This window comes from Paraburkholderia sp. RHO2, assembly GCF_050955445.1.
Lineage (GTDB): Bacteria > Actinomycetota > Actinomycetes > Mycobacteriales > Mycobacteriaceae > Prescottella > Prescottella agglutinans_A.
In genome coordinates this window covers 1,890,366-1,909,496 of the sequence record NZ_CP162617.1, presented here as the reverse complement: position 1 = coordinate 1,909,496, position 19,131 = coordinate 1,890,366, and the positions used below count along the sequence as shown (strand labels likewise).

Here is a 19,131-nt window from a genome sequence, read left to right as displayed (position 1 = left end):
CAGCTGAAGGGACCCTTCACTGAACTGGTCCCCGATTGTTGGACTGGCTAAGTGGGAGCCTAAGCCGCGAGGGCCTGGGTCCGGTATTGCACCGGGCTCAGGCCCTCGAGTTTTGTGGAGATCCGTTCGGTGTTGTACCAGTCGATGTAGTCGTCGATCGCGGTGGTCAGCGCCTCGGTGTCGGGGTATCGGGTGTGGTCGAAGAGCTCGGCTTTGAGGTGGCCGAAGAAGTTCTCCATCACGGCGTTGTCGTAGCAGTTGGCCTTGCGCGACATCGATTGGGTCGCAGCGGCTTCAGCGAGCAGCCGTCGCCAGGACGAGTGCTGGTACTGGAATCCCTGATCCGAGTGCACGAGCGGGGCCTGCCCGTCGTCGAGGGTCGCGAGCGCGGCTTGCAGCGAACTGTTGGTCAGTTGCAGCGTCGGTGACGGGCCGATCGAGTGGGCGACGATCTGCCGGTCGAACAGGTCCATGACCGGTGACAGATACAGCTTGTCGTCGCCGATGCGGAACTCGGTCACGTCGGTGACCCACTTGCGGTTCGGGGCGTCGGCGGTGAAGTCGCGGTCGAGCAGGTTCGCCGCGATCGTGCCGACCTGGCCCTGATAGGCGACGTACTTGCGCTTGCGTCGGACCCGGCAGGCCAGCCCGAGCGTGCGCATCAGCGTCAGCACCGTCTTCTTCGCCACCCGCCAGCCGGCACGGGTCAGTGCGTGGTGGATGCGACGGTGCCCGTAGCGGCCGCGGCTGCGCACGAACGCCTCGGTGATCGCGGCCTTCAACTCGGCGTTCGGGTCCGGTGCCCGCAGACGCGCCTGGTGATAGAAGAACGTCGACCGGGCCACCCCGGTGGCCTCGAGCAGCACATCGATGCGGTGTTCGGCCTTGAGGGAGACGACGGCAGCGACCTTCACCGTCGTTGTTGCGCCCTCAAGGCCCGTAATTTTCCCAGGTAGGCGACCTGCGCCCGCAGCACCTCGTTCTCGCGGCGCAGCTGCTCGAGCTCACTGACCTCGTCCGGCCCGGGATCGGCGGGTTTCGGGGGACGCCCGGCCCGCTTCGGGCGCAGCCCGTCCTCGCCCTCGTTGCGGTACTTGCGCACCCACGTCTCGATCAGTTTCGGCGAGGACAGGTCGAACTCGCGGGCGAGGTCGACCTTCGCCTCGCCGGCGATAGCGCGGCGCACTACGTCGAGTTTCAACTCGAACGAGAACGACCGTCTGTCCCGAGGTTTGGCCACCAGAACTCCTCTTCCGCGAACCCGCCACCGGTCATACAACCGTCTGACGGCTGGCCGACCCACGCCCAACCTCGTCGCGACCGTGCGGTCACCCACACCGACCTCGAACAACGCTACAGCCACCACCCGCTGATCCTCGGACAGTGAACTTCGTGCACGCATAAAACTGCTCCCCGGACATCGGAACCGAATTTCTCAGTCCAACTTCCGGGGAGCAGTTCACACCCGCTGTCAGCGTATGAAGGGTCCCTTCAGCTGTCCCGGGCCTTGGGTACAAAGGAATACGTGCATCCCCGTACCGAGCAGCCGACGCATCTGCGCTCGGCGCGGGCCGCGATCTTCGGCGTGTTCGGGATCAACGGGTTCCTGCTCGCGATGTGGGTGGTCCACATTCCCGCGATCAAGACCCGGACCGACATCTCCCACTCGACACTCGGGTCGCTGCTGTTGCTGCTGGCCGTCGGCGCGATCGCCGGTATGCAGCTGTCGGGACCGCTCGCCGACAGGTTCGGCAGCCGGCTGCTGGTCGCGCTCAGCGGCACACTGCTGTCGGTCGCGACCATCGGCCCCGGTCTGGCGTCGAACGCATGGCAGCTGGGCCTGGCACTGGTGATCTTCGGGTTCGGCAACGGTGCCCTCGACGTGTCGATGAACTCGCAGGCCGTCCTCCTCGAGCAGGCCTACCGGCGCCCGATCATGTCGGCGTTCCACGGGATGTTCTCGATCGGTGGCGTCGTGGGATCAGCGGTCGGCGCGGCGACCATCGCCGCCGGCCGGTCGCCGACGGTCACGCTCGCCGCGTCGGCCGCGGTGGGGGTCGTCGTGGTCGCGGTGTGCACGACCCGGCTGCTACCGCTGTCGGCGCACCCGCGCCGCGAACACCACGACGCCCGCCCAGGCGGGCGATACTCGCCGCGAGTGCTGGCGCTGGGCGCCGTCGCGTTCGCGCTCATGCTCGCCGAGGGCGTCGCGAACGACTGGACCACGCTGCAGGTCAAGGAACATCTGGCCGTCCCGGAGTCCGTCGCGGCGCTCGCGTTCGGCGCCTTCTCGCTGACGATGACGGTGGGCCGGTTCACCGCGGACCGCGTCAGCGCCGCGCTCGGTCCCGTCGCGGTGGTCCGCTACGGAGCCCTGGTCGCGGCGGCCGGCATGGCGCTGGTCGTCGTCTCCGGGTGGCTGCCGACGACCCTGCTGGGGTGGGCACTGTTCGGGCTGGGGCTCTCGGGGTGCGTGCCGCAGATCTTCACCGCCGCGGGCAACCTCGGCGCCGGCGCGGCCGGGGCGAACATGTCCCGAGTCGTCGGCATGGGCTACATCGGTTTCCTCGCCGGCCCGGCCACGATCGGATGGCTCACGCATCTGGTGCCGCTCACCATCGCCATGATCGTGCCGCTCGTGTGCGTTCTCGTCGCGGCCCGCTTCGCCGGTGTGGTGCACCCGCCCCGCCGAACGGTCGCCGTAACGGCCGAAGGGACCCTTCACACGCCGTGAGCGTGTGAAGGGTCCCTTCGTCTGGCGGGCGGAGGGGGATCGCCCGCCAGGTGCCGTCTTCGTGTATCCGGAATGCGCCGAGGCCTACAGGGCTTTGAGTTCCTCGGTGACCTCGGAGACCATCTTCTTCGCGTCGCCGAACAGCATGGAGGTCTGGTCGGCGGTGAACAGCGGGTTGTCGATGCCGGCGTAGCCCGAGCTCATGGACCGCTTGAGGACGATGACCGACTTCGACTGGTCGACGTTGAGGATCGGCATCCCGTAGATCGGCGAGCTCGCGTCCTCGCGGGCGGCCGGGTTGGTGACGTCGTTGGCGCCGATGACGACGGTGACATCGGTGCGCGAGAACTCGCCGTTGATGTCGTCCATCTCCTTCATCGCGTCGTACGCGACGTCGGCCTCGGCGAGCAGGACGTTCATGTGACCGGGCATGCGGCCGGCGACCGGGTGGATCGCGTACTTGACCTCGACGCCCTTCTCCTCGAGCAGGGCCGCCATCTCCTTGACCGCGTGCTGCGCCTGCGCGACGGCGAGACCGTAGCCGGGCACCACGATGACCTGGTTGGCGTACGCCATCTGGATCGCCGCATCGGACGCGGAGGTGGCCTTCACGGTGCCGCCCGACGCGCTGGCGCCCGCACCGCCGGCGTCACCGCCGCCGAAGGAGCCGAAGATGATCGCCGGGATCGAGCGGTTCATCGCCTTGGCCATCAGGTTGGTCAGGATCGAGCCCGACGCGCCGACGATCATGCCGGCGACGATCATCGCCTGGTTGTTGAGCGCCAGACCCGCGGCCGCCGCGGACAGACCGGTCAGCGCGTTGAGCAGCGAGATGACGACGGGCATGTCGGCGCCGCCGATCGGCAGCACCACGAACAGACCCATGACACCGGCCGCGACCAGCAGGCCGACGATCAGCCACGGCGACTGCGGGTCTCCGTCGGCACCCAGGCCGATGTAGACGGCCAGGCCGACGGACACCAGCGCGAGGACGATGTTCGCGAGCTGGAACAGCTTCGCCGACGCGACGACCTTCTTCTCGAAGCCCTTGTTCAGCAGCTCCTGCAGCTTCGCGAACGCGACCAGCGAGCCCCAGAACGAGACCGAACCGATGATCGCCGCGAACAGCGAGCCGACGATGAACGGCGCCGACGGCGTCGTCTCGACGGTGGTGAAGCCGTCGGAGTTGAGGAACTCGGCCCACGCGATCAGCGCGACCGTGCCGCCACCGACACCGTTGAACAGCGCGACGAGCTGCGGCATCGCGGTCATCTTCGTCCGCAGCGCCGGCGGGACGCCGAGCACGACGCCGACGAGCAGGCCGCCGATGATGAGAATCCAGTTGTCGGTGTCGCGGATGTCGATCAGGACCGCGACGACGGCGACCATCATGCCGACGGCCGCGATGTAGTTGCCGCGCACCGCGGTCTTCGGGCCGGTCAGGCCCATCAGACCGTAGATGAACATCGAGAACGCGACGATGTACAGGATCGTGACGAGGTAGCTCATCAGGCGTCAGCCCCCTTCTTCTCAGCTGCCTTGGGGGCGTCCTTCTTCGGCTTGAACATCGCGAGCATGCGGTCGGTGACCACGAAGCCGCCGACGACGTTCAGGGTGCCGAACACCAGCGCGACGAACAGGATGACCTTGATCGACCACGGGGCGTCCCCGGGCAGATGCCCGAGCACGACCAGCGCGCCGAGCACCACGATGCCGTGAATGGCGTTGGTGCCCGACATCAGCGGCGTGTGCAGCGTGTTCGGCACCTTGGAGATCACGGCGAAGCCCACGAACCCGGCCAGGACCAGGATCGCGATGTTCGCCAACAGTTCGGTGTACATCTACGAGTTCTCCTTCGACCGGGTCACGCACGCGCCGGCGAGGATCTCGTCGGAGAAGTCCGGCGCCAGGGCGCCGTTCTCGTCGAGCATCAACTCGATCAGGGCAGCGACGTTCTTCGAGTACAGCTCCGAGGCGTGCTCGGGCATCGTGGCCGGCAGGTTCAGCGGCGAGCAGATCGTCACGCCGTGCTTGACGACGGTCTGACCGGGCTCGGTGAGCTCGCAGTTGCCACCGGTCTCACCGGCCAGGTCGACGATCACGCTGCCGGGCTTCATGCCCTCCACCGCGGCGGCGGTCACCAGACGCGGCGCGGGACGGCCCGGCACCAGCGCGGTGGTGATGACGACGTCGAAGCCCTTGATGGCGTCCTCGAGGGCCTGCTGCTGCTGGGCGCGCTCGGCGTCGGTGAGTTCACGGGCGTAACCGCCCTCACCGGCGGCGTCGATGCCGAGGTCGAGCCACTGCGCACCGACCGAGCGGACCTGGTCGGCCACCTCCGGACGGACGTCGTAGCCGGTGGTGCGGCCACCGAGACGCTTGGCCGTCGCCAGCGCCTGCAGGCCGGCGACGCCGACACCGAGCACGAGCACGGTCGCGGGCTTCACCGTGCCGGCAGCGGTGGTCAGCATCGGGAAGAAGCGGGTGGACTCCGACGCCGCGACGAGGACGGCCTTGTAGCCGGCGACGTTCGCCTGCGACGACAGCGCGTCCATCACCTGAGCACGGGAGATACGCGGGATCGCCTCGACGGCGAACGCGCTGACACCCGCGGCGGCGAGGGCACCGATCTGATTGTCGGCGTTGCGCGGCGCGAGGAAGCCGACCAGCGTCTGCCCCGACCGGAGCTTGGCGACCTCCGCGTCCGACGGCGGCGCGACCTTGACGACCGCATCGGCCGCCCAGGCGTCGCCGATCGTCGCGCCCGCCTCCTTGTACAGCTCGTCCGGAATCAGCGCGCCCAGCCCGGCACCGGGCTCGACGACGACGTCGACCCCCTTCGCGGCCAACGACGCCACAACCTTGGGCACCAGCGCCACCCGTCGTTCGCCGTCGCTCGTCTCCCGAACGACACCGACCGACGGGCGCACCTGTGCCACGCTCTTCGATGTATCCAATATCTCGACTTCCTGCGGTAGATGGTGTGCCTGCCGCGACGGGCGGCAACTATCGAGCGATCGACGGACGATGACCCGACCGATGCAAGTGGTCCACGATGGTAGCCAGAACTACCGTGAGCAAGGGAACACACGCAAGTCGCTGAAGCTGTCTGAATCGAGTCCGAACAGACGTATACCACCATGCGAGACACTTTTTGTGATACAGCTCACCATTTCACATGGACGTAACCTGGCGCCCGGATCGGCCCAAGACAAGGAGGCGGGAGATGCCCGCGAACACCGTCCAGATCGAACGTGTGTACGACCATCCCGGTGCGGAACGGGGTTTCCGGGTCTTCGTCGACCGGCTGTGGCCGCGCGGATTGCGCAAGGATTCGTTCTATTACGACGACTGGGCGAAGGATCTCGCGCCGTCGACGGAACTGCGCCGGTGGTACAGCCACGATGTAGCAGAGTTTGCCGAGTTTCGCTCCCGTTATCTCGCTGAGTTGGAATCTCCGGACGGCCGCAGCGCCGTCGAGCGGGTGCGGACCCTCGCCGGCGACCGTCCGCTCGTCCTCCTCACCGCGACCAAGGACGTGGAGCACAGTCACGCGGCGGTGCTGCGGGAGTTCCTGCTGGAGCTCGAGCGCTCGGCCTGACCCTCACGCGAGGACGTACCGGGCCAGCGGGGGTCGCGCTTCCACGTCGGCGTTTCCCGTCACACCGTCCGCCAGCTGGACGATCGCCTTGACTTCCTCACATGCTCGACACGTGGATCAGGCCAGCGCCTCGGTCGCCTCGAACCGGTCCATCACGATCACCGTCGCGCCCACCGGCTCGATCGTTCCGCAGAACGTCACGGGCGCAGCGTGATACATGTCCTCACAGTCGTCGACGACGAACGCAGCCTCGGCGGCGTGAGGCGCCAGTGACCGGACGGCCCTGCCGCGATGTTTCCGGGTCGAGTCGTCGCTCCGGACGGCGATCGGTCATAGAGTGACAGGGTGACCACGGACGGGGGCGTCGAGGCGATCACGTCGGTCGATTTCCACTTCGACCCGATGTGTCCGTTCGCGTTCCACGCGTCGCGGTGGATCCGGCATGTGCGCGCCGAGACCGGCATCGACGTCGCGTGGCGCTTCTTCAGCCTCGAGGAGATCAACCGGCGCGAGGATCAGAAGCACCCGTGGGAGCGTGAGTGGTCGTACGGATGGTCACTGATGCGGATCGGTGCCCTGCTGCGCCGCGAGAGCATGGACCTGCTGGACCGCTGGTACTTCGCGACCGGGCACCTGCTGCACGTCGACGGCGGGAAGCCGCACGACCCCGCGGTGGCCCGCGACCTGCTGGGCCGGCTGGGCCTCGACCCGGGACTGCTCGACACCGCCCTGGCCGACCCGACGACGCACGACGACGTGCGGGCGGACCACGACCGCGTGGTCGCGGCGGGCGGGTTCGGCGTCCCGACGCTGTTCGTTCAGGGCACCGCGTTCTTCGGCCCTGTGCTGATCGATCCGCCCGAGGGTGAGGCGGCGGTGCGGCTGTGGAACACGGTGACCGAACTGCTGGAGTTCCCGCACGTGTACGAAATCCAGCGGATCAAGGGGCCGTCGGATGCCGAGCACATAGGACGGGCCCTCGAACCGTATGTGCGAGGCCGCGATTGGCAGAGTGTCGATCGTGGAGAGGTCGTGGACCTCTCGGTACTGGAAACGGAGCGCGATACATGAGCGAGTTCCCCCAGGGCATGATCGTCGATGCCCTCTCCGAGCAGTGGGCCGTCCTCGACGACCTGCTCTCCACCGTCGAGGGCGACGCCTGGATCACCCCGACCGCACTGCCCGGCTGGACCGTCCGCGACATCGTCTCGCACATCATCGGAACCGAGTCGCTGCTGTCGGGGCTGAAGCCGCCGGAGACCGCGATCGACGTGCATGCACTTCCCCACGTGCGCAACGAGATCGGGGCCCTCAACGAGCGCTGGGTGGAGGGACTGCGCGCCCATACCGGGGAGCAGATTCTCGCGATGTTCCGCGAGATCACGTCCAGCCGGCGCGAGGCGCTCTCCGACATGACGCAGGCCGACTTCGACGCCGCCGCCGTCACTCCCGCCGGCCCGGCGACGTACGGCCGGTTCATGCGCATCCGCCTGTTCGACTGCTGGATCCACGAGCACGACATCCGCGACGCCCTGCCCGTACCGGCGGGCGACGAGGGCGGCAGCCGCGGGAACCTCGCATTCATGGAGATCGAGAACGCGCTGGGATTCATCGTCGGCAAGCTCGGCCGCGCTCCCGAGGGCGCCCGGGTGACGTTCGAGTTGTCCGGCCCGCTGGCCCGGACCATCCACGTCGAGGTGGACGGCCGGGCCGCGGTGGTGCCGCAGCTGTCCGGGCCGGCGACGTCGACCATCGCGATGGACTCGCGCCTGTTCACCCGCCTGGCGTGCGGCCGCACCAAGGCGGCCGAGCATGTCTCGGAGTTCGAACTCGGCGGGGACGTCGGGGTGGGCCGCCGGATCGTCGACAACCTGACGTACACGATCTGACCGCGCGTGCGACTGTTCCTGTCGTCGTATCGTTTCGGCGCCCACGTCGACCGCTTCGTGGATCTGGTGGGCGGGCCCGGACCCATCGCGGTGATCGCAAACGCGGCCGACGCCTGGCCCGCGCGGGCCCGGGAGTCGGCGGTGGTCAGCGACGTTGTCCCGCTGCGGCGGCTCGGGTTCACGGCCACCGAGGTGGATCTGCGCGACCACGCGGGCCGGCCGGACCGGTTGGCCGACGCGCTGTCGGCATTCCGCGCGGTCTGGGTGCGGGGCGGAAACACGTTCGTGCTGCGGGCGCAATTGGCCCGATGCGGCGGCGACGAGGTGCTACCTCGGTTGCTCCGCGCCGGCGCGCTCGCCTACGCCGGTTACAGCGCCGGTGCGTGCGTCATGGCGCCGACGCTGGTCGGGGTGGACAGCGCCGACGACCCCGCCGAGGTAGCTCCGACGTGCGGGAGGGAGCCTCGCTGGGACGGGTTGGGGTTGGTCGACTTCGCGATCGTGCCGCACTGCCCGGCCGTCGACAGTGCACAGACGGCGCCGGACATGGCGAACCCCAGCGACGAATCGGCCCGAATGATCGAGGCCTGCCGTGCCGCCGGGGTTCCCTACAGATGTTTGACCGACGATCAGGCGATCGTGGTGGACGCCGCCACCGCGACGTTGCTGTAGCCGCCGACCGCGATCTCGGCGTGCTCGACCGGCGCCGGCCGGTCCAGCGCGGCCCACGTCGTCTCGCAGCGCCGAACCGTCATCTCGTCGGCCTCGGAGAGCAGGGTGTCGAGCAGGGCCTTCGGGTCGCGCCGCCACACCGCATCGATGCCCTCGACCTGCGCGTTGGTGAAGAGCCCGGAGCCGGCGACGGCCGACACCCAGTCACTCACCTCGCCACGGTGGATGCGGGCGAGCGAGTCGTAGTCGACTCCCCCGTCCATGAATTCGTACGCGAACATGGCCGCGACGTAGTCCTCGATGCAGTTCGACGAAGCGCTCACGACTCCGCGCCCCTTTCTCCCCGACGGCGTTCCCCGGTCTGACGGACATCACGTTCCGGGCGACAAGGATGTTGATGATGGTGACTTCGCGTAACACTTCGATAGCGCTGAGCGATTGAAATCGACGCTAACGCGACGTAAGACAGGGGCGTTACTGTTTGATCATCACGATTGAATAACGAAACCTGGCGTTCACCGGGCGCACAAACGGACGAAACCTGCGGCCGACGAATTCGACTCGAGTCCATTCGTAGGACCCCACAAGGGCACATTGCGCTGCTAATATCGCGCGCGCACAGGACGGCACCGTACGACTGGATCGTGTCTGACAACGTCTTTGTACAGTGCTCGAATGCTTATTTCCGCTGACGTGATCGACGTCCTGGACCCGATGTCGGGTCTCGTCTTTGCGGGCGAGGCTGGCGGGCGTCCGACTTTCGCGCTGTGGCGAGACGGTGCGGTGCGTCTTCTCGACGACAGACTCGCCGAGAACTCGCAGCGAGAGCTCGCTCTGGAGGAGGAGGTCCGCGTCCTTGCGGCGGCCGGCCTCGATCTGCTCGTACTCGCCTCCGCGGGCGGCCTCGTCATCGCAGGAGACGACGTGGTCACGGTGCCCGGACTACGCGCCGACGCGGCTGCGCTCCTGGGCGGTGTACTTGTCGTCGCGGTCCCGGACGTCGAGTGTCACCGGCTGCTCGTGCTCGATTCCGCGACCGGGGCGATCCTCGACGACCAGACGATCGACGCCGACGATGCTCGCGCCTTCCTGCATCCTCATCCTGCCGAAGACACGGCGATTCTCGAGGTCGCCATGGGGCAGGACGGCGTTCTCGCCTTCCGCGTCGATGCCGAGGGATCGCGCCTCCACCTGACCGAGATCCTCGCAGGAGAGGATCCCGTGATCGCGGGCTTCAGTCCGTCGGGCGCACGGCTGCTGGTCACCCCGTATCCCAGCGATCCGGAGACTGTACGGATCCTGTCGTGGCCGGATCTGAAGGAGATCGCACGGCTCGACGCGAGCGACGTCGACGCCGCGTACGGTTTCGGGCTCGCCGGATGCTGGATCAGCGACGACCGAGCCGCCGTGTACGCGACCGAGGACGCATTGATCGTCACCGACGAGAACTTCGACTCGCCCGAACGCATCGCACTGCCGATCGACTTCGGCGACGAGGGAGAGATCGAGAGCCTCACGTATCTGGGTTCGGGGAACGTCGCCGTCGGCGCGTGGACGCCGGCCGGTCGCCTCACCCTCGTCGTGCACCTCGTCGAGGGCAAGGGCTGACCGGCAAACGCGCAGGGCCTAACGCGCCGAGTGCGGCGCGCCGATACCCGGATCGATCTTCACGGGGCCGGCCGCGGACGGGGCGATCGGGAAGTCGAAGATCGCCGTCGGCAGGTACACCGTCGCGCACGAGTTCGGGATGTCCACGACGCCGGACAGTCGGCCCTCGATCGGCGCGGCGCCGAGCAGCAGGTACGCCTGCTCCGGGCTGTAGCCGAACTTGGTGAGGTACTCGATCGCGTGCAGGCACGCCCGCTGGTAGGCGAGGTGCGAGTCCAGGTAGCGCTGTTCGCCGTCGAGGGTCACCGACGTTCCCGAGAAGGCCAGCCACTCGGAGTACTGCGGGTCGGTGTTGCCGGGCATGAAGATCGCGTTCTCCGCGACGCCGTAGGTCTCCATGCCGCCCTTGATGAGGTCGACGCGCAGGTCGATGAAGCCGCCCATCTCGATGGCGCCGCAGAAGGTGATCTCGCCGTCGCCCTGGGAGAAGTGCAGGTCACCCACCGAGAGCTTGCCGCCGTCGACGAACACCGGGTAGAAGACGCGGCTGCCCTTGGTGAGGTTCTTGATGTCCTGGTTGCCGCCGTTCTCGCGGGGCGGGGCGGTGCGCGCGGCCTCGGCGGCCACGCGGTCGAAGTCGGCGCCGGTGAGCGTGCCGAGGATCGCGTCCCGCGGCTCCGGCGGCAGCGCCAGCGGCGGCACCCGGTCGGGGTCGGTCGCGATCAACGCGGCCTCGCGGGTGTTCCACTTGCCGAGCAGCGCGTGCGACGGCGCGGTCCCCATCAGACCGGGGTGGACGATGCCGGTGAACTTCACGTGCGGCACGTGCCGGGAGGTGGCGGTCTGCCCGGAGAAGTCCCACACCGCCTTGTACGCGTCGGGGAACTGCTCGGTGAGGAACCCGCCGCCGTTGTCGCGCGGGAAGATGCCGGTGTAGCCCCAGCCCTGTCCGGCGAGCGGCCCCGAATCCTCCTGCGGGATGGGCCCGATGTCGAGGATGTCGACGATCAACAGGTCACCGGGCTTCGCCCCCTCGACCGCGAACGGGCCGGACAGGGTGTGCACCGTCGTCAGCGGCGCATTGAGGATGTCGTCGGCCGAGTCGTCGTTGTGGATCGCGCCGTCGAACCATTCGCGGCAGTGCACCCGGAACGAGTCGCCGGGTTTGACCGTCACCGCGGCCGGGATGTCGGGGTGCCACCGGTTGTGGCCGATCTTCTCCTGCTCGGTGAACTTCTTGCGGGAATCCAACGGGAACAACAGCTCGGGCATGCAAGGCTCCTCACGACGTGGGCGAATCACTCAGGGACGGGGCAACTTTCGGTGGAGCGGGTTGGTGGTGACCGTCTGCGCGGTGCGGCCTGCGCCGGGGCGCGGACCGCGCACGACAGCGGGCTCGCTCGCGGACCGCGCGGTCGCGTCGAGCAGTCGCATCTGCGTCGATGCGCCGTGGCCGAGGCGCGGTGCGGTCACCTGCCGACGCGAGTCGGACGCGCAGTCGGGGCAGGCGCTCGTGTCGGGGACGGCGGCCATCGGGAAGGTGCGGTCGAAGGGACCGCAGCGATCGCACCGGAACTGGTAGAGGGGAATGACCGCGTCCTTTCGCTGGGTAAGGATCGAAGTCCCTCAAACGGTATCCGAGACCGGGCCGGACCGCGCGCGACACGACATGTCCGCATCGTCCGAACTGGTGAAGCACTGAATTCCATGACGCGTCCGCGCGCACGGGTCCACACTTGAAGCGACACCCCAGAGCGATCTCGTCAGTGCGGATCCGAGGAGCGTGCGCATGGCCGACGGACAACCGTTCATCCCTCCGAGCGCGGTGGACGTCGACCTGTCCGCGGTCGGGTGGGGCATGAGTCGCATCATGTCGGACTTCGAGACCGGCATGTGGCGGATGGAGGAGGTCCGGCCGGAGCTGCGGACGCCGATCGTCGCCGTCGACGTTCTCGATCAGGCACCGGACTGGGAGCGTCTGGTCCGCGCGCACGAGTGGGCGTCGCACATCGTTCCCCGGATCCGGATGCGGGCGGTGGAACCGGCGTTCGGGCTGGGCAACCCGGTGTGGTCGGTCGATCCCGAGTTCGATCTGGACTACCACCTGCGCCGGGTGCGGCTGCCGGAGCCGGCCGATCTCGATCACGCGCTGCGCCTGTGCCGTCACCTGGCGACCGAACCGTTCGACAAGGCCCGCCCGCCGTGGATGGCGGTGCTGATCGAGGGCATCGACGATGGCCGCGCGGTGTACGTCGTCAAGACGCACCACAGCATGACCGACGGGATGGGCGGCATCCAGATGATGACGCTGCTGCACAGCCGCCGTCCCGAACCCACCCCCGACAAGCCCGATCGCGAGCCGGCGCCGCCCGAGCATCTCAACGACCTCTCCGCGCTCGGCCACGAGGTGGTCACCGAGGCGCGGCGGGCGCCGAGCCGGATCGCCGGGCTGGTGACGGGCTCGCTCCGGTTGGCGCTCGACGCGGTCCGCCGCCCGCTCGACGCGGCCGGCGAGGTCCTCGACTACGCGAACTCGCTGCGCCGGGTGGTCCAACCGCCGCCGGCGACTGGCTCTCCCCTGCTCCGCGACCGCGGCCTCGGCCGCTGGTTCGGGGTGCTCGAGGTGGGGCTGCACGACCTGCGGATCGCCGCACATGCCGCCGGCGGGTCGGTCAACGACGCGTACGTCGCGGCGCTGCTCGGCGGGTATCGCCGCTACCACGAGGCGATGGGCGCCGAGGTCGGGAAGGTGCCGATGGGCATGCCGATCAACATGCGGGCGGCGTCGGATACGTCCGGCGGCAACCGGTTCGCGGCGGTCCGGTTCGCCGGTCCGGCGACCGAGGAGAACCCGGCGATGCGCATCCGCAAGGTGCGCGCCATCGTGCTGGCGCTGCGCGAGGAACCCGCACTCGACATTGTCGAGGCCGCGTCGCCGCTGCTGGTCCGCCTGCCGACCCGACTGCTGGCCGAGTGGTATCTGTCCCAGTCGAAGGGCCTGGATCTGCAGGCGTCGAACGTCGCCGGCGTCCCCGTCCCGGTGTATCTGGCGGGCGCGCGGATCGAGCGGGTGTTCCCGTTCGCGCCGGCGCCGGGGTGCGCGGTGATGGCGACGATGGTCTCGCATGTGGGGGTGTGCTGCATCGGCGTCAACCTCGACACCGCCGCCGTCACCGAGCCGGCGCTGTTCATGCGCTGCCTGCAGGAGGGGCTCGACGAGGTGGTGGCGCTCGGGAGCGCCCGCGGCAAGGCGGAGGGATCGGAAGGAGCGCGGAGATGACGAGCACGAACCATCACACGCGGGTCTATCTCACCGAGCCGATGACCGAGACCGAGAATCGGGTGCTGCAGACGTGGCTCCAGCGGCGCGAGGCCGAGTCCGGGGAGCCCACCGTGACGGTCACGACGACCGATCAGGGGCTGATCCCGCTGTCGCAGCGCGACGACGATCCGGAGCTGACGCCGGTACGGGTGGTGTGGTTGCCCGACATCACCGACGGGCATCGGGCCCGCCGGCTGCGCGAGGTGCTCTCGTCGCGCGATCCGCTGCACCTGGGCCCCGGCGCGCAACGTCGGGTGCTGCGCGACGATCCCGCGCGGTGCCGCGTCATCGAGGGCGACTCGGCGCCGTTGAACGAGTTGCGGGACCGTCTGGCCGAGCGGGGCGGCGGGTCGCTGCCCGACTTCATCCGGCGGCAGGCCGCCCTCGCCCTCGAGCGGGCCGAGCGCAAGCTCCTCGGCACGCAGTACAAGGTGTCACGATTCGTGGTGGAGGAGATCACCGACACCGGCCGCTTCACGGCCGGCGTGAAGAGGCTTGCCGCACAGCTCAATCTCACCGTCAGCGACGTCGACCAGCGGGCCCGCGCCGACCTCGACGAGATGGTCGCGGCGCAGAGCCGGCGGGCCATCGCGCTGTGGGATCAGCTGGGCCGTTACTTCGCTCGCGCGTATCGGCTGGACGTCGACACCACCCGGTTCGAGGATCTCCGCGAACTCAATCGTGACCATTCGCTGGTGTTCCTGCCCAGCCACCGCTCGTACCTCGATCCGCTGGTGCTGCGGCCGGCGCTGCTGGCGAACGATCTGCCGCTCAACCACGTGATGGGCGGTGTGAACGTCAGTTTCTGGCCGGTCGGTCCGATCAGCAAGCGGTCGGGCACGGTGTTCATCCGACGCAAGTTCGGCAGTGACGAGATCTACAAGTGGACGCTGCGCGAGTACATGCGGTTCCTGCTGAACAAGCGCTTCAACCTCGAGTGGTACATCGAGGGCGGCCGCTCGCGGACCGGGAAGCTGCGCCCGCCGCGGTACGGGCTGCTGACCTACCTGGCGCAGGCGTTCCTCGAGAGCGACGCGTCCGACGTCTACCTGGTACCGGTGTCGCTGGTGTACGACCAGCTGTACGAGGTGAGCGCGATGGCCGCCGAGGCGCACGGCGCGGCCAAGCGCAAGGAGAGCTTCCGCTGGTTGATCGGCTACGTCCGGGCGCAGGGTCAGCGCCGCGGCGTCGCGCATGTGTCGATCGGACGTCCGCTGTCGCTGCGGGACTCCCTGGCGCGCGAGGACGATCTGCGTCTGGCCATCCAGAAGACCGGCATCGAGGTCTGCCACTGCATCAACGAGGTCACGCCGATCACGGCGTCGTCACTGGTGATGCTCGCGTTCCTCGGCATCGAGGACCGCGCGCTGACCGTGCCCGAACTCGGTTTCATTCTCGCGCCGATGGTGGACTACATCACCGACCGCAAGCTGCCCACCGCCGGGGATGTCGACCTGACGAACCCCCAGGTGATCCGCAGGGCGTTGTTCACCCACGTCGATGCCGGGGTGCTCAAGCGGTTCGACGAGGGCAACGAGCGCGTCTACTACCTCGGCCGGGATCAGGGACTGGTGGCGGCGTTCTACCGCAACAACATGATCCACTTCCTGGTGGTCCGGGCGATCGCGGAGATGGTGTTGGTCGCGGCGGTGGACGAGAAGTTCGCCGATACGCTGGCCGACGGGTGGCGCGAGGCGCTGCGGATCCGGGACCTGCTCAAATTCGAGTTCTTCTTCAGCGACAAGGACACCTTCCGCCAGGAGTTGCGCGCGGAGCTCAGCCTGATCGATCCCGGCTGGGAGGACGATCTCGCCAATCCCGGACACGTGCGCAACGTCCTGGAGCAGGTTCGCCCCTATTTTGCGCACCGGGTGCTGCAACCGTTCCTGGAGGCGTACGAGGTGGTGGCCGATCACCTGCTCGCTGCCCCGGTGTCCGAGAACTTCGACGAGAAGACCTTCACGACGGAGTGTCTCGCGTTGGCGCAGCAGCGTCGGCTGCGGCAGCAGATCGCGAGCAGTGAATCGATCTCCTCGGAACTGTTCGGCACCGCGCTGCAATTGGCGCGCAACCGGAGGCTGATCGGGGTCGACGACCCGTCCGTGCCCGAGCGGCGACGCGCATTCGCCGCCGAGGTCAGGATGCTGGTCCGGCGGGTCCGGGAGATCCGCGACCTGGCGCACGCCAAGCTGGACGAGGTGAAGGGCCCCGACTCGGTCGCCGGGGCGGCCGACGGGCCCGCGGAGTAGGACCGATGAACCGACTCGAGGATCTGTTCGCCGCGATCGCCGCCGCCCCCCAGGGCCCGACGACCCTGGCGGCGTTCGACCTGGACGGCACCCTCATCACCGGGTACACCGCCAGCGTCGTGTACCGGGACCGGTTGCGCCGCTTCGACATCAGCCTCGCCGAACTGCTGCGCACCACGGGTGCGGCGTTCGACACGCAGTTCCGGGGCGCCGACGTCGGGGGGTTGATGGCCGTCGCGGTCACCGGGTTGGCCGGCCGGAGCGAGGACGAACTGTGGGAGTGGAGTCAGCGACTGTTCCGTCAGGAGGTCGCGTCGATGATCTACCCGGACGTGCGGCGGCTGCTCGACGCGCACCGCCGCGCCGGGCATCGGATCGTGATGGCGACGTCGGCGACGGTCTATCAGGCGCAGTACCTCGCCGACGACCTCGGGATCGACGATGTGCTGTGCAGCCGGCCGGAGGTGGTCGACGGGATGCTGACCGGTGGGATGACCGGTCCGGCGCTGTGGGGGCCGGCGAAGGCGAAGGCGCTGCGCGAGTTCGCCGACGAGGTGGATGCGCCGCTGTCGGAGGCGTTCGCGTATTCCAATGGTGTCGAGGATGTTCCGATGCTCGACTCGGTGGGGCGTCCGGTGGCGCTGAATCCGGACCGGCGGCTGGCGGGGATCGCGCACGACGAGGGGTGGCTGTCGGTGAACCTGCGCAAGCCCGAGCGGGGGGCGACGCCGGTCGCGACGGCGCGCACCGGGTTAGCGTTGGGAACGTTGACTGCGACGACCGTTGCGGGCGTGACGGCGGGGGTGCTGGCCCGCAATCGGCGGCTGGCGGCCAATCTGGTGGGCACGTTCGGCCCCGATCTGGCGCTCGCGATCTGCGGGATCGACGTGAAGATCACCGGTGAGGACAACGCGTGGAAGGACCGGCCGGCGGTGTTCATGTTCAACCACCAGAGTTCGCTGGACATGCTGGTGGTGGGCAAGGTGATTCGACGCGACGTCACCGGGGTGGCGAAGAAGGAGGCGGCGCACGATCCGCGGTTCGCGGCGGTCGGGGCGCTGCTGGATGTGGCGTACGTGGACCGGGCCGACAGCACGCAGGCCCGGGCCGCGTTGGCGCCCGCGGTGGAGAAACTGAAGAGCGGCACGTCGATCGCGATTGCCCCGGAGGGAACCCGCTCCCCCACACCGCGATTGGGGCGGTTCAAGAAGGGCGGGTTCCACCTGGCGATGCAGGCGCGGGTGCCCATCGTGCCGATCGTGGTCCACAACGCCGGCGACCTGATGTGGCGCAACTCGTTCATCGCGCACCCCGGCACCGTCTACGTCGACGTCCTCGAACCGATCAGCACCGAGGACTGGACGGCCGAGGACATCGACCAGCACATCGCCGAGGTGCGGGAGCGGTTCGACGACGTGCTGCGGGCGGGGCCGGTGAAGGCGTAGGACTTGTTGGCCCCGTTCAGGATCCAATGACCGGCGGGGCGGCGAGCGGCAGCTTGCCGATCAGTTCGTTGCCGTTGTCGACGTTGACGAGGTAGCCGGGCGTCTTGTGCTCGTTGTCGTCCTCGCCGCGGCCGCGGGCACCCGCACCGGGCATCATCCCGGAACCGCCGGGGGCGCCGGGGCGACCGGCCGCCGCCGCGCCGCCGCCGGTTGCCCCGGCGGCTCCTGTTGCCGCCGCACCGGGGCCGCCTGCACCGCTGGCACCGAGGCCGCCGCCGCCACTGCTGCCGCCGAGCCCACCACCGCTGCTGCCGCCGAGCCCGCCGCTGAGGAATCCGCTGGGGGCGTAGCCGCCACCCGCACCGGATCCGGCCGACCCTACCCCGCCGCCGAAGCCGCCGCCCGCGCCGCCGTAGCCGCTGCCGGTTCCCGCGCCGAGCGGGCCGAGCGTGCCAAGGCCGGTCTGCCCGTAGCGTGCGGCGGCGTCGCTGCCGTTCGCGGCGGCCGGCGCCGTCCACGCGGAGGCCGGGTTGGTCTGCGCGTCAACGGCGTTCGGGGTGCCGGCATACTGGTCGCCGCCGCCGGGGGTGAGGGGGTTCGGGCCGGTGGTGCCGGGTCCGAAGGCGTCGGGTCCGGGGGTGTCGGCGCCGGGGGTGTCGGCGCCGGGTGCCGCGCCGGGTCCTCCGGGGGCGCCCGGTAGCCCCGCGCTCGGTCCCGGTGAGCCCGGGTTCGGTGCCTGGTACGGCATGCGGTCGGTCGGTGCGCCTTCCCAACGGAAGTCGACCGTGCTCGAGGGTGCGTTACCGGGATCACCGTTGGTGACCTGCGGCGGCTTGGGCAGTTTGGGCACGTTGGTGTCGGACTGCTGCATGACCGGGGTGTAGACGCTCCGCATGATCTGGATGGCCTCTTGGTGGGCCTCGTCCCGCTCGTGGAGCATGAACTTGAGCATCCCGACGGACGGGAGCGTCCGGTCGATGGCGGATTGGAGGAACGACCGTTCGGCGACGGGCGGGACGGTGGCTTTCACCTGGTCGATCGCGGTGGCGGCTTCCTCGATCTTGCTGCCGACGAGCTTGCCGGCGGCCGCGAGCCTGGCCGAGTCCTCTGCGTAGTTGGCGGTGGCCAGCTTGGCGCTGTCCGCGGCGACGCCTTCCCACGCGCCGTCCGTGATCGTCGAGGACATGAAGTCTCGAAAGTCGTTGAGGGACTGTTCGAGCGATTGGCCGATCTTCTTCCAGCCTTCGGCGCTCGCACGGAGTGCCTCACCGTTCATGGCGTCGACAGCAGACTTGATGTCCTGGTGTGACATGGCTTCGAACGCATCCGGCGAACCGAGGACCGGATCGTCGAAGTCGTTGCCGACCTGGCTGTACAGTCCGGTCTGCTCCTGGTAGATCCCGGCGCGTTCGGCGTTGCCGGAGGCCTGCTCGTCGCGGACGCGGTCACGCTCGTTGTAGTCGGTGCCGGTGACGAGTTCGGCGACGAAGTTCGCTGGGTCGCGGGCATACTCGACCGCCCCGCGCCCAATATCGACGAACGCGTCTCCAACCTCCGATGCCGCTTCGCCGATGAAGTCAGACCACGCCATGCCACGTTCCCCCTCTTGTC

Annotated in this window: 18 protein-coding genes and 1 pseudogene; 9 read left to right on the top strand and 10 right to left on the bottom strand. The window is 68.8% G+C overall.

Translation table 11 applies throughout. The features are described from left to right. Nucleotides 1-59: 59 nt before the first annotated feature. The 3 genes and pseudogenes from ABTV10_RS08830 to ABTV10_RS08820 all read right to left on the bottom strand — a co-directional run. The gene (locus ABTV10_RS08830) at nucleotides 60-914 is read right to left on the bottom strand and encodes an IS3 family transposase (protein ID WP_499028888.1); all 855 of its coding nucleotides are present in this window, start codon (nucleotides 912-914) and stop codon (nucleotides 60-62) included. Next, nucleotides 911-1,240 carry a transposase gene (locus tag ABTV10_RS08825; RefSeq protein ID WP_499035126.1) on the bottom strand — a complete coding sequence of 110 codons (330 nt, stop codon included), beginning with the start codon at nucleotides 1,238-1,240 and terminating at the stop codon, nucleotides 911-913. The genes ABTV10_RS08830 and ABTV10_RS08825 overlap by 4 nt, the downstream gene beginning before the upstream one ends. A 33-nt stretch (nucleotides 1,241-1,273) precedes the next feature. Continuing rightward, nucleotides 1,274-1,402: pseudogene (locus ABTV10_RS08820) on the bottom strand (hypothetical protein); the annotation flags it as partial. A gap of 123 nt (nucleotides 1,403-1,525) precedes the next feature. On the opposite strand from ABTV10_RS08820, the gene ABTV10_RS08815 reads away from it, so the two are divergent. Further along, complete coding sequence (locus tag ABTV10_RS08815) at nucleotides 1,526-2,734, top strand: MFS transporter (protein WP_499034063.1); 1,209 nt, start codon at nucleotides 1,526-1,528, stop codon at nucleotides 2,732-2,734. A gap of 84 nt (nucleotides 2,735-2,818) precedes the next feature. Here the strand turns inward: ABTV10_RS08815 and ABTV10_RS08810 are convergent, their stop codons facing one another. From ABTV10_RS08810 to ABTV10_RS08800, 3 genes are read right to left on the bottom strand one after another with little or no spacing between them, the layout of a single operon-like run. Beyond that, nucleotides 2,819-4,243: an NAD(P)(+) transhydrogenase (Re/Si-specific) subunit beta gene (locus tag ABTV10_RS08810; RefSeq protein ID WP_499034061.1), complete on the bottom strand. Its 1,425-nt coding sequence runs from the start codon at nucleotides 4,241-4,243 to the stop codon at nucleotides 2,819-2,821. Further along, nucleotides 4,243-4,575 carry an NAD(P) transhydrogenase subunit alpha part 2 gene (locus ABTV10_RS08805; RefSeq protein WP_499034059.1) on the bottom strand — a complete coding sequence of 111 codons (333 nt, stop codon included), beginning with the start codon at nucleotides 4,573-4,575 and terminating at the stop codon, nucleotides 4,243-4,245. Before ABTV10_RS08805 ends, ABTV10_RS08810 begins: the two co-directional genes overlap by 1 nt. Further along, on the bottom strand, nucleotides 4,576-5,673 hold the full coding sequence (locus tag ABTV10_RS08800) for a Re/Si-specific NAD(P)(+) transhydrogenase subunit alpha (RefSeq protein ID WP_499034058.1): 1,098 nt from the start codon (nucleotides 5,671-5,673) through the stop codon (nucleotides 4,576-4,578). 287 nt (nucleotides 5,674-5,960) lie between these two features. Between ABTV10_RS08800 and ABTV10_RS08795 the strand changes: the two genes are divergently transcribed. The 4 genes from ABTV10_RS08795 (at nucleotide 5,961) to ABTV10_RS08780 (ending at nucleotide 8,896) form a co-directional block, all read left to right on the top strand. Further along, a complete protein-coding gene (locus tag ABTV10_RS08795; protein WP_433611705.1) occupies nucleotides 5,961-6,335 on the top strand; it encodes a DUF488 domain-containing protein in 375 nt (124 codons plus the stop codon). A 345-nt stretch (nucleotides 6,336-6,680) separates the two neighbouring features. Then, nucleotides 6,681-7,406, top strand: coding sequence for a mycothiol-dependent nitroreductase Rv2466c family protein (locus ABTV10_RS08790; protein ID WP_499034057.1), 726 nt, complete (start codon nucleotides 6,681-6,683; stop codon nucleotides 7,404-7,406). Beyond that, a complete protein-coding gene (locus ABTV10_RS08785; protein WP_499034055.1) occupies nucleotides 7,403-8,224 on the top strand; it encodes a maleylpyruvate isomerase family mycothiol-dependent enzyme in 822 nt (273 codons plus the stop codon). Before ABTV10_RS08790 ends, ABTV10_RS08785 begins: the two co-directional genes overlap by 4 nt. A 6-nt stretch (nucleotides 8,225-8,230) precedes the next feature. Further along, nucleotides 8,231-8,896 carry a Type 1 glutamine amidotransferase-like domain-containing protein gene (locus tag ABTV10_RS08780; RefSeq protein ID WP_499034054.1) on the top strand — a complete coding sequence of 222 codons (666 nt, stop codon included), beginning with the start codon at nucleotides 8,231-8,233 and terminating at the stop codon, nucleotides 8,894-8,896. Here ABTV10_RS08780 and ABTV10_RS08775 read toward each other — a convergent pair. Continuing rightward, on the bottom strand, nucleotides 8,854-9,219 hold the full coding sequence (locus ABTV10_RS08775) for a hypothetical protein (RefSeq protein ID WP_499034052.1): 366 nt from the start codon (nucleotides 9,217-9,219) through the stop codon (nucleotides 8,854-8,856). The genes ABTV10_RS08780 and ABTV10_RS08775 overlap by 43 nt on opposite strands. A gap of 352 nt (nucleotides 9,220-9,571) precedes the next feature. Here ABTV10_RS08775 and ABTV10_RS08770 point away from each other — a divergent pair, with 352 nt between their 5' ends. Beyond that, nucleotides 9,572-10,504 carry a hypothetical protein gene (locus ABTV10_RS08770; protein ID WP_499034051.1) on the top strand — a complete coding sequence of 311 codons (933 nt, stop codon included), beginning with the start codon at nucleotides 9,572-9,574 and terminating at the stop codon, nucleotides 10,502-10,504. 18 nt (nucleotides 10,505-10,522) lie between these two features. On the opposite strand, the gene fmdA is transcribed toward ABTV10_RS08770, so the two are convergent. Together fmdA and ABTV10_RS08760 are read right to left on the bottom strand one after the other, a co-directional pair. Next, complete coding sequence (gene fmdA, locus ABTV10_RS08765; protein ID WP_499034050.1) at nucleotides 10,523-11,776, bottom strand: formamidase; 1,254 nt, start codon at nucleotides 11,774-11,776, stop codon at nucleotides 10,523-10,525. Nucleotides 11,777-11,806: 30 nt separating this feature from the next. Further along, a complete protein-coding gene (locus ABTV10_RS08760) occupies nucleotides 11,807-12,094 on the bottom strand; it encodes an FmdB family zinc ribbon protein (RefSeq protein ID WP_499035152.1) in 288 nt (95 codons plus the stop codon). 199 nt (nucleotides 12,095-12,293) lie between these two features. Between ABTV10_RS08760 and ABTV10_RS08755 the strand changes: the two genes are divergently transcribed. From ABTV10_RS08755 to ABTV10_RS08745, 3 genes are read left to right on the top strand one after another with little or no spacing between them, the layout of a single operon-like run. Continuing rightward, a complete protein-coding gene (locus ABTV10_RS08755) occupies nucleotides 12,294-13,784 on the top strand; it encodes a wax ester/triacylglycerol synthase domain-containing protein (protein WP_499034049.1) in 1,491 nt (496 codons plus the stop codon). Continuing rightward, nucleotides 13,781-16,075: a glycerol-3-phosphate 1-O-acyltransferase gene (locus ABTV10_RS08750; RefSeq protein ID WP_499034048.1), complete on the top strand. Its 2,295-nt coding sequence runs from the start codon at nucleotides 13,781-13,783 to the stop codon at nucleotides 16,073-16,075. Before ABTV10_RS08755 ends, ABTV10_RS08750 begins: the two co-directional genes overlap by 4 nt. A 5-nt stretch (nucleotides 16,076-16,080) precedes the next feature. Continuing rightward, the gene (locus ABTV10_RS08745) at nucleotides 16,081-17,520 is read left to right on the top strand and encodes an HAD-IB family hydrolase (protein ID WP_499034047.1); all 1,440 of its coding nucleotides are present in this window, start codon (nucleotides 16,081-16,083) and stop codon (nucleotides 17,518-17,520) included. Between the two features lie 16 nt (nucleotides 17,521-17,536). Here the strand turns inward: ABTV10_RS08745 and ABTV10_RS08740 are convergent, their stop codons facing one another. Further along, nucleotides 17,537-19,111, bottom strand: a complete 1,575-nt coding sequence (locus tag ABTV10_RS08740; protein WP_499034045.1) for a hypothetical protein — start codon at nucleotides 19,109-19,111, stop codon at nucleotides 17,537-17,539. Nucleotides 19,112-19,131: the final 20 nt, after the last annotated feature.